Raw genomic sequence first — 22,333 nt, 5'->3', positions numbered from 1 at the left:
GAATGATCCAGATACGACGCGTTTTCACCCATCTTGAGGAAATCCGGCACGAATTCGGGCCGGTGGCCGACGTGCCGCTGCTGCGCGGCGCCATCGGCGCGGTGCTGACCAACCCGTTTGCGGGCCGGTACGAGCCCGACATCCTCCCCATGATGGACGCGCTGCAGGATGTGGGGCTGGACATGGCCCAGCGCCTCCTGAAGGCCATGGGCGTGCCGGCCGAGCGCATCGAGACCTACGGCAAGGGCGCCATCGTGGGCGCGGCGGGTGAGCTGGAACACGGCGCGCTGTGGCATGTGCCCGGTGGCTACGCCATGCGCGAGTTGCTGGGCTGGAAGGGCGACCGCAACGCCTACGCCAAGGGCCAGGCCGAAGAGAAGACCGGGCAACCCGCCAATGCGCTGTCCATCGTGCCCTCCACCAAGAAGGTGGGTGGCCCCGGTGCGGCGCTGGATGTGCCGCTGACGCACATCAACGCCAGCTATGTGCGCAGCCATTTCGACGCGATCGAAGTGCGTGTTCCGGGCGCGCCCTCAGCCGATGAGATCGTGTTCATACTTGCCATGACCACGGGCCCGCGCATCCACGCCCGCGTGGGGGGGCTCAAGGCGGCAGACATCAGCCAGTGGAACGGCCTGCGCTGAGCCGCACGCCAACCCGCACACCATCGAACAAGACAAGACAAGATCCCAAGGAGCCAAAAAATGCCAGCCAAGATACGAAAGATCATCGTCCAGACCGACGAGGTCCGCGTGGAAATGGGGCGTGATGTTCAGCCCCCGGTGCGCAAGGCGCTGGCCATGGCCGTGATCGAGAACCCCTTTGCCGGACGCTATGTGGAAAACCTTGACGAACTCATCGCCATCGGTGAGGAGCTGGGCGGCCTTCTGGGCGCCCGCTGCGTGCAGGCCCTGGGCATTGAACCCGGCCAGGCCCAGAGCTACGGCAAGGCCGCCATCGTGGGCGAGGCGGGCGAGCTGGAGCACGCCGCCGCCATCCTGCACCCCAAGCTGGGCGCACCCCTGCGTGTGGCGGTCGAGAAGGGCGCCGCTCTGGTGCCATCCAGCAAGAAAATGGGTGGCCTGGGCACGGCCATCGACGTTCCCCTGGGCCACAAGGACGCCGCCTACGTGCGCAGCCATTTCGACGCCATGGAAGCCCGGGTGGCCGATGCCCCACGGGCCAATGAAATCGTGGTGGCCGTTGTCGTGACGGACAGCGGGCGGCCGTTGCCACGTGTCGGCGGCCTCACGGCCTCTGAAATCAAGGGTGTTGACGGCCTGCGCTGAGCCCGGGGCGCACACAACACACACCTGTCCTGTCTTACCCCCCGTTCGATCTCTCTCCAACCATCCTTCAGGAGTCTCCCCATGACGATGCGACGAAACCTCATGCGTGCCACGGCTGCGGCTGCATTGGCCCTTACCCTGGCCCCTGTGTTTGCCCAGGGCGTGATCAAGATTGGCGAGGTCAACAGCTACAAGGCACAGCCTGCCTTTCTGGAGCCCTACAAGAAAGGCATGGAGCTGGCGGTCGATGAGATCAACGCTGCGGGCGGCGTCAATGGCAAGAAGATCGAACTGATCACGCGCGACGACAACGCCAACCCCGGCGACGCCGTTCGCGTGGCCGAAGAGCTGGTGTCGCGCGAGAAGGTTGATGTGCTGGCGGGCACTTTCCTGTCGAACACCGGCCTGGCGGTGGCCGACTTCGCCAAGCAGAAGAAGTTCTTCTTTCTCGCAGGCGAACCGCTGACCGACAAGATGACCTGGCAAGGTGGCAACCAATACACCTTCCGCCTGCGACCCGGCACCTACATGCAGGCCGCCATGCTGGTGCCTGAGGCCGCCAAGATGAAGAAAAAGCGCTGGGCCGTGGTCTACCCCAACTACGAATACGGGCAATCTGCCGTGGCGGCGTTCAAACAACTGCTCAAGGCCGCCCAGCCCGACGTGGAGTTTGTGGCCGAACAAGCCACGCCACTGGGCAGGGTGGATGCCGGCAGCGTCGTGCAAGCGCTGTCCGATGCCAAGCCCGACGCCGTCTTCAACGTGTTGTTTGGCGCGGACCTGTCGAAGTTCGTGCGCGAAGGCAACACGCGCGGCCTCTTCAAGGGCATCGAGGTGGTCAGCGTGTTGACGGGCGAGCCCGAATACATGGACCCCCTGAAAGACGAGGCCCCCAACGGCTGGCTGGTGACCGGCTATCCCTGGTACGGCATCAACACCCCCGCACACAAGGCGTTCGAGCAGGCCTACCAGGCCAAGTTCAAGGACTACCCGCGTCTGGGCTCGGTGGTGGGCTACAGCATGATCAAGTCGGCTGCGGCTGGTATTGCCAAGGCCAAGAGCACCGACACCGACAAGCTGGTCGCAGCCTTCAAGGGTCTGCAGGTAGACACCCCGTTCGGCAAGATCACCTACCGTCCTGAAGACCACCAGGCCACCATGGGCGCGTTTGTCGGTCGCACCAAGAACGAAGGCGGCAAGGGCGTGATGGTCGACTACGTCTACCTGGATGGCGCCGATGCGAAGTACCAGCCGTCCGCTGCTGACGTGAAGAAGTCGCGAAGCGCTGATTGATTCCCTCTGAGGTCTGAGGCGCCTGCCGCGCCTCGGTCCCGGTAGACGCTACCGGCGGTCCGGCACAGCCGGATTTCTGGTGGCGCTGGCTGGGGCGTGTCTGGCTTCTTTCATGTGCTGCGAGTGATGCGCAACACGGGTGGTGATGACTTGAGGGTTTATCGAACATGAGTTTTTCGGGTTTCATCGTTCAGCTCATCAACGGGCTGGCGAGCGCGTCGTCGCTGTTCCTCGTGGCGGCGGGTCTGTCGCTGATCTTTGGCGTGACGCGCATCGTGAACTTTGCCCATGGCTCGTTCTTCATGGTGGGCATCTACGTCGCGTATTCGCTGGTCGAGCGTCTGAGCGGTGCCCTGGGCTTCTGGCTGGCTTTGCCACTCGCCGCGCTGATCGTCGGCGTGCTCGGGGCGCTGATCGAAGTGGTGCTGCTGCGCCGCATCTACAAGGCGCCCGAGCTGTTCCAGCTGCTGGCCACGTTTGCCCTGGTGCTGGTCATCAAGGACGCGGTGCTGTGGCTCTGGGGCCCCGACGAACTGCTGGGCCCGCGCGCGCCGGGCCTTTCGGGTTCAGTCAGCCTGCTGGGGCGGCAGTTTCCCAGCTACGACCTGTTCCTCATCGTGGTCGGTCCGCTGGTGCTGGGCGCGGTCTGGCTGCTGCTCACGCGCACCCGGTTCGGCACACTGGTGCGTGCCGCTACACAAGACCGCGAGATGGTGAGCGCCCTGGGCGTCAACCAGGCCTGGTTGTTCACGGCCGTGTTTGCGCTGGGCGCGATGCTGGCCGGGCTGGGGGGCGCACTGCAGCTGCCCCGGGAGCCCGCCACGCTCGAGATGGACCTGCACACCATCGGTGCCGCTTTCGTGGTGGTGGTGGTGGGTGGCATGGGCTCCATTCCGGGCGCGTACGCCGCCGCCCTGCTGATCTCCGAGATCAAGGCCATCTGCATCTGGCTGGGCGTGGTCGATGTGTTTGGCCTGAGTGTTTCGTTCTCCAAGCTGACCCTGGTGGTGGACTTTCTGGTGATGGCCGTGGTGCTGGTCTGGCGCCCGTGGGGCCTGTTCGGCAGGCCGCAGGCGCCCAGCCGCTACGTGGGCATGCAGGAGGAGCCGCTGCGTCGGCCGGGCAAGGCCTACCTGGTGGCAGCCGCCGTGCTGGGCCTGCTGCTGGCAGCAGCACCGGTGCTCACGGCGCAGTCGCCGTACACCACGGTGCTGCTGATCGACCTGCTGATCGCAGCGCTGTTTGCGGCCAGCCTTCACTTCATCATGGGGCCTGCGGGCATGCACTCCTTCGGCCATGCCGCCTACTTCGGGCTGGGCGCCTATGGCGCGGCCCTGCTGGTGCGCTCGCTCGGGCTACCGATGGAGATCGCACTGGTGGTGGCGCCGCTGGTGGCGGCGGCCGGGGCGTTTGTCTACGGGTGGTTTGCGGTGCGGCTGTCGGGTGTGTACCTGGCCATGCTGACGCTGGCCTTCGCCCAGATCACCTGGGCCATCACCTACCAGTGGGACAGTTTCACGGGGGGCAGCAACGGCCTCACAGGCGTGTGGCCTGCGGTCTGGCTGGCAGACAAGCGCATGTATTACTGGCTCACGCTGGCGTTGGTGGGGGCAGGGGTGTGGTGGCTGCGCCGCGTGCTGTTCTCGCCGTTTGGCTATGCGCTGCGCGCGGGGCGCGACTCTGTGCTGCGGGCCGATGCCATTGGCATTGACGTCAAGCGCATGCAGTGGGCCGCATTTGTGGTGGCGGGGACGGCGGCAGGGCTGGCAGGGGCGCTGTATGCGTTCTCCAAGGGCAGTATTTCGCCAGAGTCGCTGTCCGTGGGCAAATCGGTGGACGGGCTGGTGATGGTGCTGCTGGGCGGCATCCAGACGCTGGCAGGCCCGGTGGTGGGCGCGGTCACCTTCACCTGGCTGCACGACACCGTGGCACGCAACACCGACTACTGGCGCGCCATGCTGGGCGCCATCATCCTCATCCTGGTGCTGCTGTTTCCGCAGGGCATCGCGGGCACCATCAAGCAGATTTTTGACAACATGCGCGACGCCAAGAACACCAAGGAGGGCACAGCATGAGCCTCCTCAAAGTCACCGGTCTGGGCAAATCGTTTGGCGGCGTCAAGGCGGTGGATGGCATCCACTTCGAACTCGCTGCGGGCGAGCTGCTGGCACTCATCGGCCCCAATGGCGCAGGCAAGTCCACCACCTTCAACATGGTCAACGGTCAGTTGCCCGCTGACGCCGGCTCCATCCAGCTCAACGGCCAGGAGCTGGTGGGCCGCAAGCCGCGCGACATCTGGCGCATGGGCGTAGGCCGCACCTTCCAGATCGCCGAAACCTTTGCATCGCTGACGGTGGTGGAAAACGTGCAGATGGCGCTGATCTCCAACGACAGTCTGCTGTTCTCGATGTGGCGCAGGGCTGCCGACCACAAACGTGACGAAGCCCTGGCGCTGCTGGACCAGGTGGGCATGAAGTCGCAGGCCGACCGGCCCTGCAGCGTGTTGGCGTATGGCGATGTGAAGCGTGTGGAGCTGGCGATTGCCATGGCCAACTCGCCCAAGCTGCTGCTCATGGACGAGCCCACCGCCGGCATGGCGCCCAAGGAGCGCAACGAACTCATGGCGCTGACCAAACAACTGGTGATCGACCGCCATATGGCCGTGCTCTTCACCGAGCACAGCATGGACGTGGTGTTTGCCTATGCCGACCGCATGATCGTGCTGGCGCGCGGACGTTTGATTGCCGAGGGCAAGCCGCTGGAGCTGCGCGACCACCCCAAGGTGCAGGAGGTGTACTTCGGCACTGGTAAGACCTTCGAGAAGAAAGCGGCAGCCGCTGCTGTAGAGGCCGCATGACCATGACGACCCACAACCCCAAAGAACTGCTGCTCCAGGCCAAGGGCCTGCAGGCCTGGTACGGCGCAGCGCAAATCCTTTACGACGTGGACTTGGACGTGCGCCGTGGCGAAGTCGTGGCCCTGATGGGCCGCAACGGCGCAGGCAAGTCCACCACGCTCAAGACGCTGATGGGCATGCTGGCCAAGCGCAAGGGCAGCATCCAGTTCATGGGCCGCGACATCTCCAAAAGCGACCCGCACGACGCCGCGCGCCTGGGCCTGGGCTTTGTGCCCGAAGACCGCCGCGTGTTCACCGACCTCACGGTGATGGAGAACCTGGAAGTGGGCCGCCAGCCCGCCCGCACCTGGCCCGACGGCACGGCTGCCCCGGTGTGGACGCCCGAGCGCCTGTTCAAGCTTTTCCCCAACCTGGGCGAGATGCCCCAGCGCCCCGGCGGCCGCATGAGCGGCGGCGAGCAGCAGATGCTCACCGTGGCTCGCACGCTCATGGGCAACCCGTATCTGGTGCTGCTCGACGAACCCTCCGAAGGCGTGGCCCCGGTCATCGTGGAGCAGATGGCGCACATGATTCTGGAGCTGAAGGAGCAGGGCGTGAGCATCCTGCTGTCCGAGCAGAACATGCATTTTGCCGAGCTGGTGTCCGACCGCGCCTATGTGCTCGAAAAGGGCCAGATCCGTTACCAGGCCAGCATGGAAGAGCTGGCCGCCAACGAAGAGGTGCGGCGCGCCTACCTCAGCGTGTGAAGCAGAGTTCCCCGGCCCTGGCCCTACCGGGCCGTGGCCGATGTGTCAGTGCGTTCCCAACCGGAGTGTTCACCATGCAAACTGCGCAACGTCGTCGCTTTCTTCTTCAATCGGCCGCGCTCACCGTGGCCGGGGCCAGCTTCCCTGCCAGCTGGGCGGCAGGCAAGATCAAACCCGGTGAGCGAGCGGCGCTCATCGTGGTCGATGTGCAGAACTGTTTTGTCCCCGGCGGCACGCTGCCCGTGGCCAAGGGGGATGAGGTGGTGCCCGTCATCAACCGCATCGCCGCAGCGTTTGAAAACGTGGTGGTCACCCAGGACTGGCATACCCAGGGTCACGCCTCTTTTGCCAGCGCCCATGCAGGCAAGAAGCCGTTTGAAACCACCCAACTCAGTTACGGCCAGCAGGTGCTGTGGCCTGATCATTGCGTACAGGGCACCGACGACGCCGCCCTGCACAAGGACCTCAAGGTGCCCAAGGCCCAGGTGATCCTGCGCAAGGGCTTTCACCAGCATGTGGACAGCTATTCGGCCTTTGAAGAGGCCGACCGCAAGACCTCCACTGGCCTGGCCGGCTACCTCAAGCAGCGTGGCATCAAGACCGTGTTTGTCACGGGCCTCGCCACCGACTTCTGCGTGGCCTGGACGGCGCTCGACGCCAAACGCCTGGGCTTTGAAACCTATGTGGTCGAAGACGCCACCCGCGCTATCGACCTCAACGGATCGCTCGACGCGGCCTGGAAGAACATGAAGGCCAAGGGCGTCAAACGCATCCAGTCCAGCGATATCGACGTCGCCTGATGGCGCCCCGCCCCGGTGCTTGCGCGCCGGGGTTTGACGGATTCACAACACCCCGCAGAAATGGTTGCGCAGCCGCTCCGCTTGCAGGGAAACTTGCGCACTTGATGTAAGGAGCGTTTCATGAAATGTCGTGGGATGGAGGAGGGGGGCATCGACCGCCGTGTGATGCTGACAACCCTGGCTGCCGCTGCGCTGGGGGCCGCAGGCCCGGCAGCTGCCGAGACCGGGGTGACGGACACCCGCATCAAGGTGGGGCAGTCGGCGGTGTTCACCGGCCCGGCCAAGGATTTCGGGGTGGACTACAAGGCGGGCATTGCGCTGGCGTTCGACAAGGTGAACAAGACCGGCGGCGTGCAGGGGCGCACGCTGGAGCTGGTGTCGCACGATGACGCGTACGAGCCCAAGAAGACCGCCGAGAACACGGCCAAGCTCATTGACGAAGACAAGGTCTTCGCCCTGATTGGCTACGTGGCCACCGGCAACCTCATCGCCGCCATGCCCCTGGCAGAGAAGGCGGGCGTGCCCATGTTCGCGCCGCTGGTGGGCACCACCTCGTTTCGCACCACGCACAACCGCTACCTGTTCCACGTGCGCGCCAGCTACGAGACCGAGCTGCGCAAGATCGTGGGCCACCTCGCCACGCTGGGCATCAACAACATTGCCGTCATCTACCAGAACAGCGCGTTTGGCAAATCCAACCTCGACACCTGTCTGCAGATCGCCCAGGGCCTGAAGGTCAAGGTGGTCGATTCCGTGCCCATGGAGATCGCCGCCACCGACGCCAAGCCCCAGGTCGCGCAGCTCACCAAGGCCCAGCCGGGCGCGGTGGTGATGATCATGGCGGGCAAGATGGTGGAGGTGTTCCTGCGCGACTACCGGGCGGCAGGCGCAGCGTCGCCGCTGTACACGATCTCGGTGGGCATTACCGACGCACCGGGCTCTGCGCAGCGCCTGAACGGTGGCATCGAAGGCCTGGTCACGGCCAGCATCGTGCCCTCGCCGCAGGCCAGCCGCCTGGCCATCGTGGCCGACTACCGCAAGGACCGCGCGGATGCAGGCGAGAAGATCGACAGCTACACCATGCTGGAGGGCTACATCGCCGCGCGCGTGTTTGTGGAAGGTGTCAAGCGCGCAGGAAAAGCGCTCACGCGCGAAGGTTTCATCAAGGCCATGGAAGACATGGGCACCACCAAGATCGGCGACTTTCCGCTGGTCTACGGCCCGAACAACCACAATGGCTCCAACTTTGTGGACCTGGAGATGTACACGCGCAGCGGGTCGCTGCGACGCTGACTGAGAACCACCTACCGAGACATGCACGCGCCCGCTTCACCTTCCCCGGTTGTCGTCAATGGCCAGCCGTGTGCCCTGCCGCAGAGCACCTTGGCCAGCGCCACGCTGCTGCACGTGCTGCGCAACGATTTGGCCCTCAACGGTCCCAAATACGGCTGTGGCCTGGGGCAGTGTGGTGCCTGCACGGTGCTGGTGGACGGCATTGCTGCGCGGGCCTGCGTGATCCCGGCGCAGTGCGTGGCAGGTCGCGAGGTGACCACGCTGGAAGGGCTGCCCGGGCGCTGCAGCCGCACTGCAGGACTTCACCCGGTGCAGCAAGCCTTTGTGGATGAGCAGGCCGCGCAATGCGGCTACTGCCTGAACGGCATGGTGATGATGGCCGTGGCCTTGCTGGAGCGCAATCCTGACCCCGACGAAGCGGCAGTGCGCCGCGAGCTGTCGGGCAACCTGTGCCGCTGCGGCACGCATGTCGAAATCATCCGCGCCGTGCTGCGCGCGGCCCAGCTGATGCGCGAGGCCCAGGCATGAACACGCCCCCATCCCTGCGCGCCCACAGCCCGCTCACCCGCGCCGACTTCCATGCCGCCCAGGGCGTGCTGCTGGTGGTGCGCAACCCGCCGCCCGCACCACCGCCCGTCAAGGGCCAGCCCGCCCTGGTGGCGGGCAACCCGGCCGAGGGCGTGGAGATACTGATCGCCGTGTGGGACGACGGCAGCGTGACCGCACTCAACGGCCATGTGGACCTGGGCACCGGCATCCGCACCGCGCTCGCGCAGATCGTGGCCGAAGAATTGGACGTGCCCTTGGCCCAGGTGAACATGGTGCTGGGCGACACCACACGCGCGCCCAACCAGGGCGCCACCATCGCGAGTGCATCCATCCAGATCCACGCCAAGCCTTTGCGCATCGCCGCCGCACAGGCACGCCACTGGCTGGTGGCCCAGGCCGCAGAGCGGCTGGGCGTGCCGGTGGATCAATTGCAGGTGCGTGCGGGGATCGTGCAGGTCACTGCAGACCCGTCGCGCCACGTGGCCTACAGCGCGCTGCTGGCGGGCGCGCACACCACGCTGGAGCTGGCCGACACCACGCCCACCAAGGCCGCCGCCGATTACACCGTGGTCGGCCAGTCCGTGCCGCGCGTGGACATCCCCGCCAAGGTCAGTGGCGAGCTGGTGTTTGTGCACGACATGCGCGTGCCCGGCATGCTGCACGGCCGCGTGGTGCGCCCGCCGTATGCGGGGGCGGACCATGGCGAATTCATCGGCAACACGCTCGAATCGGTGGACCAGCAGTCCATCGCCCACATCCCCGGCATCCGCGCCGTGGTGGTGATCCGCGACTTTGTGGGCATCGTCGCCGAGCGCGAGGAGCAGGCTGAGCAGGCGCTGCGCGACCTGAAAGTGCGTTGGAAGGACTGGCCCGGCTTTCCGCGCCAGGACAGCGCCGAGGCGCTGGAACAAGCCATCCGCGCCAACCCCGCCACGCAGCGCCGCCTGGTGGACGAGGGCGATGTGGAGGGTGCCCTGGCCGCGCTGTCTGCCGACGGCCAGCCCATGCCGCGCACCTATGTGTGGCCGTACCAGATGCATGGCTCCATCGGCCCGTCGTGCTCGGTGGCCGAATGGCGCAGTGATGACAGCACCGGCCGCCCGCGCATGACCGTGTGGGCAGGCACGCAAAACCCACATGTGCTGCGCGCCGACCTGGCCCGCCTGATGGGCCTGCCCGATGTGGACATCGACCTCATCCGCATGGAGGCCGCAGGCTGCTATGGCCGCAACGGTGCCGACGATGTGGCGGCCGATGCCGCGCTGCTCTCGCGCGCCGTGGGCGCCCCGGTGCGCGTACAGCTCACGCGCGAGCAGGAGCATTTGTGGGAGCCCAAGGGCACGGCGCAGCTCATGCAGGTGCGCGGCGGGCTCAAGGCCGATGGCACCGTGGCGGCGTACGACTTTGAAACGTCCTACCCCTCCAACGGCGCGCCCACGCTCGCCCTGCTGCTCACGCGCACCATCGAGCCCGTGGCCCAGGCCTACGAGATGGGTGACCGCACCGCGCGCCCGCCCTACCAGTACGACAACCTGCGCGTGGCCGTCAACGACATGCCGCCCATCGTGCGCGCGTCGTGGCTGCGCGGCGTGTCGGCGCTGCCCAATTCGTTTGCGCACGAGTCGTATGTGGACGAACTGGCCACGGCGGCGGGTGTGGACCCGGTGCAGTTTCGCATGCAACTGCTGAACGACCCGCGCGCTGCCGAGCTGGTGCAGGCCACGGCCGAAAAGGCGGGCTGGATTCGCCGCACCGGCCCGCAGCAGCGCCCGCTCGATGGCGATTGGGTGCAGGGCCAGGGCTTTGCCTATGCCCGCTACATCCACAGCAAATGGCCTGGCTTCGGCGCCGCCTGGGCGGCCTGGGTGGCCGATGTGGAGGTCAACAAAAAGACCGGCGAGGTGCATGTGCGCCGCGTGGTCGTGGGCCACGACGCGGGCCTGATGGTGAACCCCGCCGGTGTGGAGCAGCAGGTGCACGGCAACGTGCTGCAGACCACCAGCCGCGCGCTCAAGGAGCAGGTGACGTTCGAGCCCGTCAAGCAGGCCGTGGACAACCGCGAATGGGGCAGCTACCCCATCCTGAGCTTTCGCGAAGTGCCGGTCATCGAGGTCATGCACATGCCCCGGCAGGACGAGGCGCCACTGGGCTCGGGTGAGTCGTCGTCCGTGCCGGGCACGGCGGCGATTGCCAACGCGATTTTTGATGCGACGGGCGTGCGCTTTCGTGCGCCGCCGTTCACGCCCGAGGTGGTGCGCGCCGGGCTCAACCCCTTGCCTGGTGGCGCAGGCGAGGCGGCTGCAGACGGGACCCCACCCACCGAGCCCGCCGAGGTCTTGCCCACGCTGGAGCTGCCATCCCCCAGTTTGTCCACCGTGCCCGCCAGCGCCACCTGGCCCGCAAAACGCAGCCCCTGGGCCCGCGCCTTGGCTCTGGTCGCTGGTGGCATCGCTATGGGCGCGGCGCTGCTGGGCTGGCGCCCCTCCATCGCGCCCGTGGTGCAGACGGCGGGTGCCTCGGTCTACAACGCCGCCACCATCGAGCGCGGCCGCCTGTTGGCCGCTGCCGGCGACTGCGCGGTGTGCCACACCGCCCCAGGCGGCACGCCCAACACGGGTGGCCGCGCCATGGAAACGCCGTTTGGCAAGGTCTACACCACCAACCTCACGCCCGACGCAGAGACGGGTATCGGCCAGTGGTCCTTCAGCGCCTTCCAGCGCGCCATGCGCGAAGGCATCTCGCGCGACGGCAGGCACCTGTACCCCGCGTTCCCCTACACCTCGTTCGCCAAGATGAGCGACGACGACCTGACCGCGCTGTACGCCTACCTCATGGCGCAGCCCGCCGTGCGGGCCGAGGTGCCGAAGACCGCGTTGACCTTCCCGTTCAGCGCGCGCCCCCTCATGGCGGGCTGGAACGCGCTGTTTCACGACGCCACGCCGTTCAAGCCCGACCCGACCCGCCTCCCCGACTGGAACCGGGGCGCCTACCTGGTGCAGGGCGTAGGCCACTGCGGTGCCTGCCACACGCCGCGCAATGCGCTGGGGGCCGAGTTGGGTAGGGCTGCATTCCTCTCGGGCGCCATGGTGGATGGCTGGGAGGCGCCCGCGCTCACGGGCCTGTCGAAGGCGCCCGTGCCCTGGACGGCCGATGCGTTGTATGGCTACCTGCGCCACGGCCACAGCCCGCAGCACGGCAGCGCCTCCGGCCCCATGGCGCCCGTGGTGCGCGAGCTGGCCCACTTGCCCGACGAAGACATCCGCGCCATGGCCAGCTACCTGGCCTCGTTCACCGCCACAGACGCTGCTACTCAGCCCGCCACACAGCCTGTGTCTGACCCGCAGCAGCGCGCCCAAACCGCCGTGGCCCAGGCCGCCGCGCTGGCCCCGCAGCCCGGCCAGGCCCAGCGCCTGTTCGACGGTGCCTGCGCCGCCTGCCACCACGACGGCGACGGCCCCAAGCTGCTGGGCGTGAACGTGCCATTGGCGCTCAACAGCAACCTGCACAGCGACCGGCCCGACAACCTGCTGCAGGTCATCGTGCACGGCATCCGCGAGCCCGCCGCGCGGGACATTGGCTTCATGCCCGGCTTTGGCCACGCGCTCAGCGACGCGCAGATCACCGAGCTGGCGGGCTACATGCGCCAGCGCTACGCACCCGGCCGCCCGGCGTGGCGCGATGTGCCCGAGGCGCTGGCCCGCGTGCGGGCGGGGCCTGCGCATCCTTAGAGCGGCTCTTAGACGGTTCTGACGACCCTCCAAGCCATATCTGGGGGATCGTCAACACGGTTTTGAAGCCTTTTGGTGCTGATGCGCTAGTGGAATATGCGCAATCAGCTATCAAAAATGGAGCAGATGGATCATCCGCAGCCCCCGTGTTCAGCCCGACAATCGCGCTACACCACCGCCCAGATACCATGACACCTGCCGCACTCTTGCCATCGCACAGCGCCCTGCGCACCCCGCAACGGCGCGTGCGGCGCATCGGCGGGGCCGCAACGTTGGCCCTGTGTTGCCTGGCCCTCACGGCCTGTGGGCCGGACGTGCAAGGGTCACCCAAGCCGCCCCCGGCGTTTGGCCCGGTGCAGAGCAGCTGGTTCGGTTGCCCGTCCCTGCAAGGCGTGTACGCCTGGCCGCCGGTCGAGCCTGCGGGTGTGCGGGGCAGCCTGCCGTTTTTTACCGGTTCGGCCGAGATGCAGGTCTGGGTGCAGCAGCAGCGCGGCGAAACCACGATGCGCACGCGCACCATCAACCGCGCGCGCAACGTGCGCACCTCGCTCACCCGGCAGTGGAGCCTGGTCACCTACAGCGGCGCGCAGGCCCGCTGCAGCTCCGGTATGCTCGACCTGGCTCCGCAGACCGCGCCGTCCGGCAACGAGCCCGGGACCTCTGGCAAGCTGCAGGGGTTCCGGCTGGCGCTGCTCAAAGACGGCAGCCTGGCTGTGGGCAAGCGCACGCTCACCACCGGCAACAAGGGCTCGTACTTTTCGTGGGGCGGGCAGTCCTACGGCAGCTACGACGCGCCCGATGTGGAGACCTGGACCTGGTTCAAGCTGGCCCGCACCGCAGCGGGGGACAGCGAGCCGCCGGTCATCGACGCCTACGTGCCCGGGGCCACCTCTCCATAAGCCCCTTGGTTGCAGAGCGGCGCGCGAAAAAAGCCGCGAACTTCCCCGTTTATCGCGCTACCGCCTGCGTTGCCCCCCCGGCACAGTGGCATCGGGGCTTGGTCCATGGTGGGGCAGGCCCGGGCGCCCGCCTCTTTTTGTCGTGGCAGGTGCCCATGTCATCGGCCAGCCACGCGGCGGCCGCCCACTGTTGCCGTTCAAGGAGAAGACCATGCCCGCTAGCGAAATTGAAATCCACGCGATCGTGCTGCGACTGCTGCGTGAAGGCTATACCGCCCTGACCGCCGCCCAACGCCGGGTGGTGGACTCGCTGATGGCGGTGTGCTGACGCCCGTCTGCGGGCTGTTCAGAGGCGCCACGGTGCTGTTCACGACCCGTTTGAAGCCTTTGGGGCCAGATGCGCTAGTGCCCATTGCCTGAGGCGCTATTAAAAATGTAGTGATTGCAGCTCGGCCTGCATCGCCTGCGCAATCAGGCGCATGTCGTGGTCGCTGACGGCCAACAGCCCAAACCGGAACTTGCTGCCCCAGCGCTGGCGGTCGTCCACAAACTCCAGCGCGTCCAGCAGCGGCGCAATCGCCGCCTCACGTGCAGGCACATAGGCCACGTCCCGCCGCGACGGCACAAACCCGCCACCCATATCAAACGCATACGGCGACCCCGGCAACACGATGCCGATGGAGACAAAGGCCTGCAGCCGGTCCTTGCCGCCCATGGTCACCGTGGGCGCGTAGTACGCAACACGGTCGCCGGGCCGTATGCGCTGCAGCGGCGCCACCTTGCCATGGCACACCTGCATGTAGCCCGCGCCCGGCGTGGCGCAGCCCCGGCGGGCGTGCTGGGCGCAGGCCACGGCGATCCAGTTGCGGCGCGTGGCGGCTGCAGAGGTCGCTGCCGATACAGGTATGTCGTTGCGCGCAGGCTCGGCATCCGGCCAAAGGGGGTGTTGCAGCAGGGCGTCGGTCATGAAAAAGCTCCTGGTCAAAGAAGCCACCGATGGTGCGGGCCTGCTGCTGACACCGCAGTGTCAGTACCTTTGCAGCATCCCTGTGCGCAGCGCAACGCCTCAGACCAGCTGCCCCCACTGCCACAGCGCAAACCCGCCCAGCAGCAGGGCCGACGCCCGGTTGATGCGCAGGCGCCAGGCGGGCGTAAAGCGCTGCCGCTGGTAGGCAATCGCACTGGTCAGCAGCAGCCACCAGGCGGCAGAGCCCACCAGCACACCTGCCACCATCCACAGCGGCGACGGCAGGCTGGGCCGGCCGCCGCCCAGCGAGCCAAACACCGCAATGAACGACACGATGGTGGCCGGGTTGGCCAGCGTCAGCGCAAACGTGCCGGCCGCCAGGCCCAGCAGGCCGCGCGCGTCGCGTGCTGGTGCGGCGTTGTGGTCCACTGGCGCGTGCCAGGTGCGCCACGCCAGCACCAGCAGCAGTGCGCCACCGCCCAGCGCCAGCGGCGTCCTGGCCTGCGTCATCCCGTCGATGAGCCAGCGCACGCTGAAGGCGCCCACGGCGCCATACACCGCATCGGCCATAGCGGCGCCCAGGCCCGTGGCCAGCCCGGCCGCCAGGCCGCGCTCCAGAGTGCGTTGCATTGTCAGCAAGCCAATGGGGCCCACAGGGGCCGCAATGAGCACGCCGATGACGGCGGCTTGCAGAAACACGGTGATTGAAGTGAAGTCCATGCACCGATGCTAGGGCGGCGTCTGGCGATGGAGAATGCAGAAAATTCGGCGAATCCAGAATTGGGTTTCGCTTTTTTCTGTGCCCATCGAGAAAGGCTTGTATGGAAGTCGATGACAAAGCCTGGCGCCTGATCAGCGCGCTGCAGGCCGATGGCCGCGCCTCGCTCAAGGAACTGGCCGAGGCCGTGGGCCTTTCGGTGCCCGCCACGCTGGAGCGCCTGAGGCGTTTGCAGGAAGCGGGCGTGGTGCGTGGCGTGCATGCCGACATCGACCCCACCAAAGTCGGCTACGGCGTACGCGCCGTGGTGGGCATCAACGTGCCGCAGCCCGGCAAGAAGGCGCTGATCGACAAGCTGCGCCAGTCGCCCCAGGTGCTTGAGTGCCACCATGTCAGCGGCAACGACTCGTATGTGATGCAGGTCGTGGCGCGCGACCTGCCCGATCTGGAGCGCTTCTTGGGCGACATCAACGGCTATGGCGAAACGCGCACGTCCATCGTGTTCTCCACGCCCATCCCGCTGCGTGGACTGGCCCGGCCGGAGGCTGGCTGACCGGTCCGTTCAGAACGTGATCTTCACCGACGGCGCGCTGCGTTGCGCCTCGCCGTGGAACACGGCCTCGATGTTGTTCCCATCCGGGTCCAGCACAAACGCCGCGTAGTAGCCGGGGTGGTAGGCGCGTTCACCCGGTGCGCCGTTGTCCTTGCCGCCATGGGCCAGGGCCGCCTTGTAGAACGCGTCCACCATTGCCCGGTCCTGCGCCTGAAAGGCCAGGTGGTGTCGGCCTGTCAGGTGCCCCTGCGCGGCCGCGCTGTCGGCGGTGGAGATAAACAGCTCATCCGCCCAGAAGTAGTCCTTGGCCGTGCCGCCCATGGGCACGTTCAGTGCGTCGAACACGGCCGTGTAGAAGCTGTGACTGGCGGCGAGGTCGCGCACCACGAGCTGAATGTGGTCGATCAGCCGGCCTCGGTGCAGTTCCTGTGTTTCCATGGGGGCTCCTTTTGGTGAGAGGGATCGGTGCCAGGTCTCAATCGGGCGCATGCAGCCCGACACGGTTGCCATCCAGGTCATGGATGTGCGCAAAGAACCCCATGCCCGGCGGCAGCGCCTGGCGCGGCAGGGCCACGCGGCCGCCGTGGGCCACCGCGCGCTCCAGCGCGGCGTCGAGCGAGGGCGAGGCGTCCAGGTACACCAGTGTGCCGCTGCCCGACACCTGGGGCGCTGTGGGGCCCATCATCAGCGCGCCGCCCGCGCCATCGGCCTCGGGGTCGTAGGCAAACACGGCGCCTTCGCTCGGGCCCATGTTCTCGCGGCGCATGGGCTGGCCCAGCACGGCTTCGTAAAAGGCCTGGGCGCGGTCCAACTGGGTGGTGGGGATCTCAAACCAGGCGATGGCGTTTTTCATGGGGGCTCCTTGTGTGTGAAAGAACGAAAGTAAGAAGCCCCGATGGTGAGCGGGGGCTGCTGACAGCGGCGTGTCAGCAGCCTGTCACGCGGCATCACATCGCCGTAGCGGGCGCTGACGCCGCCACCTGCGCCCGAAACGCGCGCGGTGACAGCCCCGCATCGCGCGTGAAGGCGCGGGTGAAGTACGCCGGGTCGGCATAGCCCAGCGTGTAGGCAATCGTGGCCACGCCCAGGTGGGTGTAGGCCAGGTTGCGCCGCGCCTCGCGCATCAGCCGCGCCTCAATCAGCCGCTGGGCCGACACGCCCGTGGCGGCCCGCGCCACGCGGCTCAGGTGCGTGGGCGACACGGCCAGCGCCCGCGCGTAGTCGGCCACCTGCCAGTGCTCCAGAAAATGCGCCTCGATCAGCGCCTCCAGCCGCTGCACCAGGCTGGACTCTGGCGCTGCCGCATCGCCCGGGCTGTGCTCTTCCAGTGCGCGCGCCACCCAACCCAGCAGCGTGGCGCTCAGGCCCCGCAGCACCAGCGCACGCGCCTTGGCGCGGCCCGAGAACTCCTGCCAGACCTGGGCCATGGCCTGGTGCAGCTCCGGCGGCGCAGGCGCCACGGCAGGCCGCGCCAGGTCGCGCCGCACATCGCCTACGCGCACAAAAATCTCGTCCATCAATTCATCCGCCAGCGTGGCCACCCAGCCCTGCGTGTGCTGCGCAAAGCGAAACGCGTGCACATGCCCCTGCGGCACGTTGATGAGCGCGCCGGTAAACAGCGGCACCCGCTCGCCATCCAGGTGTGCCACGCCGCCGCCCGAGTTGATCAGCAGCACCTGGTGCAGCCGCGTGTGCCGGTGCGGCGCCAGCTCCCAGTCGTGCAGCGCCGAGCGCTCGGCAATCGTCTCGCAGTGCAGCACATCGGGCAGGTGCTGCGACTCGCCAAACAGGCTGTAAGAGCGGATGCCATCGATGTTCGAAAAGTGCATGTTCTGGCTCCATCCGTCCATTCAACGCGGCGACTGTGCCACGTATCTTTGGGTGGTCGTTTTGACCCATGTCATCAACCCAACAGAGCGGCTCACACAACTCAGCGAAGCGGCCCTGGCTAGGCGTCCTGCCGCAGACAGTACAAGCAGTACGGCAAGGCAGGACAACAACGCCAGGGGAGTTTTGTGAGCCGCTCGCCACAAAGGAGACACCATGAAAACCCAGGTTTGCATCATCGGCGGAGGCCCCTCAGGCCTCATGCTCTCGCAGCTCTTGCACCTCAAGGGCATTGACACCATCGTGCTGGAGCGCCAAAGCCGCGAATACGTGCTGGGCCGCATCCGCGCCGGCGTGCTGGAGCACGGCTTTGCCGCGCTGATGCGCGAGGCCCAGTGCGGCGACCGCATGGACAAGGAAGGCGAGATCCACGACGGCTTCATCATTGCCCACGACGGCAAGATGGACCGGGTCGATTTGCACAAGTACAGCGGCAGCAGCTCCGTAGTGGTCTACGGCCAGACCGAGCTGACGCGCGACCTGTACGAAGCGCGCGACCGCATGAAGGGCATCGTCATCCACAACGCCGAAGACGTGCAGCCGCACGACCTCAAAAGCGCTACCCCGTATGTGACCTACCGCAGCGGCGACGAGGTGGTGCGCATCGACTGCGACTTCGTCATCGGCGCTGACGGCTTCCACGGCGTGAGCCGCAAGTCCATCCCGCGCGACGTGCTCAAAGAGTATGAAAAGGTCTACCCCTTCGGCTGGCTGGGCGTGCTCTCGCGCACCAAGCCCGTCTCGCCCGAGCTGATCTACGCCAAGCACGAACGCGGCTTTGCGCTGTGCTCGCTGCGATCGCAAGTGCTAAGCCGCTACTACATCCAGGTGCCGCTGACCGACAACGTGGAAGACTGGTCCGACGAAGCCTTCTGGGCCGAGCTGAAGCGCCGCCTGCCCGCCGAGGTGGCTGCCCAACTCATCACCGGCCCCTCCATCGAAAAATCCATCGCCCCCCTACGCTCCTTTGTGGCCGAGCCCATGCGCTACGGCAACCTGTTCCTGGCCGGCGACGCCGCCCACATCGTGCCGCCCACCGGCGCACGGGGCCTGAACAGCGCGGCATCGGACATCTACTACCTGTACCACGCCATGGTCGCGCACTACAAAGATGGCGACAGCACCGGCCTCGACAAGTACTCCGAGAAGGCGCTGGCCCGCGTGTGGAAGGCCCAGCGCTTCTCGTGGTGGATGACGACGATGCTGCACACCTTCCCCGAGTCGCTGGCCTACGACCAGAAGCTGCAGGACACGGACCTTGCGTATCTGTTCTCGTCAGAAAAGGCGCTCGGGTCGTTGGCGGAGAACTACGTGGGATTGCCGTTCTGAGCACCTGGCAGTAGCACGCCACCCAATCAAAGGCCTGCATGGGGTTTCCTCATGCAGGCCTTTTTTGTGCATGCCCGGTCGGCGTTGCGTAAAAACTGTGATGCGTCCGTGTACTCTCGGCGTGACCTATAGCCTGCGCACTGCGGCTCCATACGAACCTCATTCCAACGCCGCTTTTCATGCAGCTGCCCTGCACGGCAATATTGATCTGCTACGCAAAATTTAGGCAGAACTGATGCTTACGCCCACACAGCAGGCCCGATAGCATCGCACCAAGTTTCAGATCGTTGGCCCCGTGGTGTCGATGTGCAAATCGACAATGGCTTGAACACGATGAAGCTGCTGACGCAGCGTTTTGGGGCACTGCACTTGACGGTAGTGGGTGCCCATCAACAACTAGGAAAGCCATCAACAATGGATTGGGTCCCGATAGTCTTCATCACCTTCAAGGTGCTCGTGTTTGGCACCTGCATGTTTTACGCCATCAAGTGGCATCACGACCAAGGGAAGAAGGCGAAAGAACAGGCCAGCAGATCGCATGAACGAACACCGGGCGAGTCGGGGTAGGCGGCTGTCTCTCCGAGAAAAGAAAGGCTTGCATTGGACTAACCCTTGCAAGCCTTTTGCGCCCTGTTCGACGGTCCATCCGTCGAAACTCCCTGTTGACGTTTCGTCGCGTAGGCATCCTCAAGAGGTATGTGGAGATAGAGACCAAAACGGGTAGGCGGTTGTAAGGCGCCTACCTGCTTCAGTCGGCCAAGACGAAGCGCGCGTCAGTTCGACTGAGCAGTTCAAACGTGTCGATACACGTCACGCCAAAAGGCTCGCAGACATTCGGGATGCTGTATTTGCGGCGTAGTTGAGGGTTGAACTGCTCATGCGTTACCACGATAGCGCCGGGAATAGTCATCGCCTTTGCGAGAAGCCAAGGGTCTGCTCCACCTAGAAATTCCTCCATCGCACCTGTTTTCATCGTCGCAGCTTGTGAGGCAACGTATGCAGCGACATGGGCGAAGGCCTGCTGTGTCGTTTCATCTGAAACGGGTAGGAACAGCCCGTTTTGGCTCTTTGCCCACTCCGCGAGCTCGTCGTTCCCGCGCCTGAGTTCAGCACCAACTGGCTCAATACTGACCACGACTCCAGCGTGATGGCTGCGTTGCACCCAGCTCCAGTAAGCTGGGCAAGTGGTCATGCGGTAATAGCGATTCTTCGCTTCGATCAGCGTATTGGTGTCAAGTAGATAGGTCATGCGCCAAGCTGTCCCGCGAAGTCACGGATCTTCGATGGTTGAACACCCAAAAGCCTGCCGGCATCGCGAAGGAGTAAGCGGCCGCTGAACGCTTCTGCAATAACCGCTCGGGCGAAGCGAGCGCTGTTCTTAGCACCAGCATTTCGATAGAAACTACCGCCGCCGCCCTCTTCGGTGCGGAAAGCGTCAAGCTCTGCTCGGTAAAAGGCAGAGTAAGTTGCCTGACTGACGAGGCCTAGGTCCAACGCCCGGCGAATAACTACAAATCGGCTCACATGGAAGCCGTGCGCAAGCTCGGCCACGCGTACGGCAATGTCTTGAGCACCAGCAGCCCACAGCTTGGCGAAGATGTCCGTCGGGGCCAAGAATTCACCTGCAATAGCGTTGCTGGCGATCTCCTCGCGGCGTGTACCGCCGGGCGCAACGTTGGAAATTCCGCTACTGCCGAGCCAGATATGGGCGAGTTCGTGCAAAAGCGTAAAGAGTCTGGCGGAAGGTGCATCGGCAGAGTTAATAAAAACGACAGGGGCCAGCGGGTGGCTGATCGCAAAGCCTCGGAACTCACCTACGTCGAGCTTCCGACGGGTGTTATTGCCGACGATGCCACTACGCATCACCAGTACCCCAGCGCGTTCAGCCGCTTCGATCAACTCCCGGTAGTACGTTTCCCAACTGCGCTGCCCTTGCTCGATATCGACTTTGAGTACGGTGCGAATGTCTTGCGCTACCTTTACGACGTTGGCACTCGTGTTGAAACGGCCCACGAATGGCAAAGGCTGCGCGCCTTGATCTTGAAGGTACTCGACGAACCAAGCCTGCCGCTGCATTGCGTGCTGGACAGTTTCCGTGAGGTCGACACTGGGCTTGCCAGCTGGAGCTCCGCCAACGGTACGAAGGTCAGGCAACACAGGCTCCTCTGCAGGGGCCTCGTTCAAGAAGAAATAACCGAACGGCGCATGCAGCGCATTTGCGACTTGCTGGGCTTGTCGGAAGGTCGGTTGAGAGTCACCTTCTTCCCAGCGTTGGAACTGCTCAGGTTTAACGCCAACCGCTGTCGCTGCCTCGCTCACATCGAGACCGACACGACCACGTGCCCAGCGAAGCATTGCTGGGTTAATAAGAGCGTGAGGGTGGGCCATAGATCTATTCTAAGAAAACAACCTGTCTATCAGTTGCCTACCGAATGACCGCAAGGAGTGGTGTATTGAAACCAGCAACTTGGGCAGATTGTCACTGGTAAGAACGCTGGCTGCAGAAGGATAAACGCTTGCTAAGTCACCACCCAGAAACTTTAGTCAAACCCTCGTACAAAAAAGGCCCAGCACAAGCCGGGCTTCCCACTTTCAACCCCCATCACTTACAGCTAAAACTGCTCGCACTCTCCACATCCCCCGTCCCGTTGTAGCGCGCCACCTTCGGGTACGCGCACAGCCGCCGGGTGCGGTTGGCTGACCAGCTGGTGGGCAGCTCGGTGTTGACCACATTGGGGCCTGCGCCGCGTGCCTTGGCGGTTACGCTGTTGGGGGCCTTGCCTTGTTCCACCCAGGCGATCACAGCGACGTCCCCACCCATTTCTCCAGCACCTGTCACAGCACCCTCACCCCACACGTCTTGAGAGCAGGAGGCCGATATCGCCCTCCGCCCAACATTCAATGTGAAGGAACTGCTGTATGAATCGCGCTGTCTGGTTCAACGTGTCGCCTGAGGGTGCCAAGGCCATCGGGACGCTGCACCACTTCGTCACCCAAGGCACAGGCCTGCCCAGCTTGCTGACGCACTTGGTCTTTCTGCGCGTGTCGCAGATCAACGGGTGCGCGCACTGCATCGACATCCACACGCGTGACCTGCTGGCCGAAGGGATGTCGGTGGAGAAGGTGGTGCTGGTGCCTGTGTGGCATGAGGCTGCGTATCTGTTCTCCGAGCAGGAGCGTGCTGCGCTGGCCTGGGCCGAGGAGGTGACCCGCGTGAGCGAGACGCACGCCTCCGATGAAGCCTATGCGGCCGCGCTGGCCGTGTTTGGCGAGAAGGACCTGGTGGACCTGACGCTCACGATTGCCACGATGAATGCCATCAACCGCATGGGCGTCAGCTTTCGCATGAAGCCTCGCGCCAAGGCGTAAAAAGAAAAAGAAAAGGGAAGCCCGGCTTGCGCCGGGCTTCCCGCTTTTCAAGAGCT

Annotated in this window: 22 protein-coding genes and 1 pseudogene; 15 read left to right on the top strand and 8 right to left on the bottom strand. The window is 65.4% G+C overall.

What is annotated here, in order from left to right; all coding sequences use genetic code 11:
• The first annotated feature begins 2 nt into the window (after positions 1-2).
• From DNK89_RS13400 to DNK89_RS13350, 11 genes are all read left to right on the top strand, one after another.
• Positions 3-644: an amino acid synthesis family protein gene (locus DNK89_RS13400; protein ID WP_110960508.1), complete on the top strand. Its 642-nt coding sequence runs from the start codon at positions 3-5 to the stop codon at positions 642-644.
• 60 nt (positions 645-704) lie between these two features.
• Positions 705-1,289: an amino acid synthesis family protein gene (locus DNK89_RS13395; protein WP_110960507.1), complete on the top strand. Its 585-nt coding sequence runs from the start codon at positions 705-707 to the stop codon at positions 1,287-1,289.
• Positions 1,290-1,370: 81 nt separating this feature from the next.
• The gene (locus tag DNK89_RS13390; protein ID WP_015012054.1) at positions 1,371-2,582 is read left to right on the top strand and encodes an ABC transporter substrate-binding protein; all 1,212 of its coding nucleotides are present in this window, start codon (positions 1,371-1,373) and stop codon (positions 2,580-2,582) included.
• Between the two features lie 167 nt (positions 2,583-2,749).
• Positions 2,750-4,657, top strand: a complete 1,908-nt coding sequence (locus tag DNK89_RS13385) for an ABC transporter permease (protein WP_110960506.1) — start codon at positions 2,750-2,752, stop codon at positions 4,655-4,657.
• The gene (locus tag DNK89_RS13380; RefSeq protein WP_110960505.1) at positions 4,654-5,439 is read left to right on the top strand and encodes an ABC transporter ATP-binding protein; all 786 of its coding nucleotides are present in this window, start codon (positions 4,654-4,656) and stop codon (positions 5,437-5,439) included. The genes DNK89_RS13385 and DNK89_RS13380 overlap by 4 nt, the downstream gene beginning before the upstream one ends.
• Before the next feature lie 2 nt (positions 5,440-5,441).
• Positions 5,442-6,185, top strand: a complete 744-nt coding sequence (locus DNK89_RS13375) for an ABC transporter ATP-binding protein (RefSeq protein WP_110960917.1) — start codon at positions 5,442-5,444, stop codon at positions 6,183-6,185.
• A gap of 74 nt (positions 6,186-6,259) precedes the next feature.
• Positions 6,260-6,985, top strand: a complete 726-nt coding sequence (pncA, locus tag DNK89_RS13370) for a bifunctional nicotinamidase/pyrazinamidase (protein WP_110960916.1) — start codon at positions 6,260-6,262, stop codon at positions 6,983-6,985.
• A 120-nt stretch (positions 6,986-7,105) separates the two neighbouring features.
• Positions 7,106-8,278: an ABC transporter substrate-binding protein gene (locus DNK89_RS13365; protein ID WP_203422263.1), complete on the top strand. Its 1,173-nt coding sequence runs from the start codon at positions 7,106-7,108 to the stop codon at positions 8,276-8,278.
• A 21-nt stretch (positions 8,279-8,299) separates the two neighbouring features.
• The gene (locus DNK89_RS13360; RefSeq protein WP_110960504.1) at positions 8,300-8,806 is read left to right on the top strand and encodes a (2Fe-2S)-binding protein; all 507 of its coding nucleotides are present in this window, start codon (positions 8,300-8,302) and stop codon (positions 8,804-8,806) included.
• Positions 8,803-12,555 (top strand): molybdopterin cofactor-binding domain-containing protein, encoded by a 3,753-nt coding sequence (locus tag DNK89_RS13355; RefSeq protein ID WP_110960503.1) that lies wholly within the window; start codon positions 8,803-8,805, stop codon positions 12,553-12,555. Before DNK89_RS13360 ends, DNK89_RS13355 begins: the two co-directional genes overlap by 4 nt.
• Positions 12,556-12,743: 188 nt before the next feature.
• A complete protein-coding gene (locus DNK89_RS13350) occupies positions 12,744-13,454 on the top strand; it encodes a hypothetical protein (RefSeq protein WP_238990809.1) in 711 nt (236 codons plus the stop codon).
• A gap of 427 nt (positions 13,455-13,881) precedes the next feature.
• Here DNK89_RS13350 and DNK89_RS13340 read toward each other — a convergent pair whose 3' ends face one another.
• Together DNK89_RS13340 and DNK89_RS13335 are read right to left on the bottom strand one after the other, a co-directional pair.
• Complete coding sequence (locus DNK89_RS13340; protein WP_203422262.1) at positions 13,882-14,421, bottom strand: EVE domain-containing protein; 540 nt, start codon at positions 14,419-14,421, stop codon at positions 13,882-13,884.
• Positions 14,422-14,520: 99 nt separating this feature from the next.
• On the bottom strand, positions 14,521-15,141 hold the full coding sequence (locus DNK89_RS13335) for a LysE family translocator (protein ID WP_110960500.1): 621 nt from the start codon (positions 15,139-15,141) through the stop codon (positions 14,521-14,523).
• Between the two features lie 101 nt (positions 15,142-15,242).
• Here DNK89_RS13335 and DNK89_RS13330 point away from each other — a divergent pair, with 101 nt between their 5' ends.
• Positions 15,243-15,692, top strand: a complete 450-nt coding sequence (locus tag DNK89_RS13330; RefSeq protein ID WP_060987274.1) for an Lrp/AsnC family transcriptional regulator — start codon at positions 15,243-15,245, stop codon at positions 15,690-15,692.
• Between the two features lie 9 nt (positions 15,693-15,701).
• Here DNK89_RS13330 and DNK89_RS13325 read toward each other — a convergent pair whose 3' ends face one another.
• The 3 genes from DNK89_RS13325 to DNK89_RS13315 form a co-directional block, all read right to left on the bottom strand.
• Positions 15,702-16,130 carry a VOC family protein gene (locus tag DNK89_RS13325; RefSeq protein ID WP_110960499.1) on the bottom strand — a complete coding sequence of 143 codons (429 nt, stop codon included), beginning with the start codon at positions 16,128-16,130 and terminating at the stop codon, positions 15,702-15,704.
• Between the two features lie 37 nt (positions 16,131-16,167).
• On the bottom strand, positions 16,168-16,545 hold the full coding sequence (locus tag DNK89_RS13320) for a VOC family protein (RefSeq protein WP_060985658.1): 378 nt from the start codon (positions 16,543-16,545) through the stop codon (positions 16,168-16,170).
• Between the two features lie 94 nt (positions 16,546-16,639).
• Positions 16,640-17,521, bottom strand: coding sequence for a helix-turn-helix domain-containing protein (locus DNK89_RS13315; RefSeq protein ID WP_110960498.1), 882 nt, complete (start codon positions 17,519-17,521; stop codon positions 16,640-16,642).
• 214 nt (positions 17,522-17,735) lie between these two features.
• Here DNK89_RS13315 and pobA point away from each other — a divergent pair, with 214 nt between their 5' ends.
• Both pobA and DNK89_RS24505 read left to right on the top strand, forming a co-directional pair.
• Positions 17,736-18,908 (top strand): 4-hydroxybenzoate 3-monooxygenase, encoded by a 1,173-nt coding sequence (gene pobA / locus DNK89_RS13310; RefSeq protein ID WP_110960497.1) that lies wholly within the window; start codon positions 17,736-17,738, stop codon positions 18,906-18,908.
• A 306-nt stretch (positions 18,909-19,214) separates the two neighbouring features.
• Positions 19,215-19,475: a hypothetical protein gene (locus tag DNK89_RS24505; protein WP_203422296.1), complete on the top strand. Its 261-nt coding sequence runs from the start codon at positions 19,215-19,217 to the stop codon at positions 19,473-19,475.
• Between the two features lie 181 nt (positions 19,476-19,656).
• On the opposite strand, the gene DNK89_RS13305 is transcribed toward DNK89_RS24505, so the two are convergent.
• The 3 genes and pseudogenes from DNK89_RS13305 to DNK89_RS13295 all read right to left on the bottom strand — a co-directional run.
• Positions 19,657-20,157, bottom strand: a complete 501-nt coding sequence (locus DNK89_RS13305) for a DUF4411 family protein (RefSeq protein WP_110960496.1) — start codon at positions 20,155-20,157, stop codon at positions 19,657-19,659.
• Positions 20,154-21,296 (bottom strand): ImmA/IrrE family metallo-endopeptidase, encoded by a 1,143-nt coding sequence (locus DNK89_RS13300; RefSeq protein ID WP_238990808.1) that lies wholly within the window; start codon positions 21,294-21,296, stop codon positions 20,154-20,156. The genes DNK89_RS13305 and DNK89_RS13300 overlap by 4 nt, the downstream gene beginning before the upstream one ends.
• 214 nt (positions 21,297-21,510) lie before the next feature.
• Positions 21,511-21,711: pseudogene (locus DNK89_RS13295) on the bottom strand (tannase/feruloyl esterase family alpha/beta hydrolase); the annotation flags it as partial.
• 116 nt (positions 21,712-21,827) lie between these two features.
• On the opposite strand from DNK89_RS13295, the gene DNK89_RS13290 reads away from it, so the two are divergent.
• The gene (locus tag DNK89_RS13290) at positions 21,828-22,277 is read left to right on the top strand and encodes a carboxymuconolactone decarboxylase family protein (RefSeq protein ID WP_110960495.1); all 450 of its coding nucleotides are present in this window, start codon (positions 21,828-21,830) and stop codon (positions 22,275-22,277) included.
• The last annotated feature ends 56 nt before the right edge of the window (positions 22,278-22,333 follow it).

The organism is Acidovorax sp. ST3 (assembly GCF_003231145.1).
Lineage (GTDB): Bacteria > Pseudomonadota > Gammaproteobacteria > Burkholderiales > Burkholderiaceae_C > Acidovorax.
Note: the sequence above shows the minus strand (reverse complement) of the source record. Positions and strands in the feature narration are given on the sequence as shown.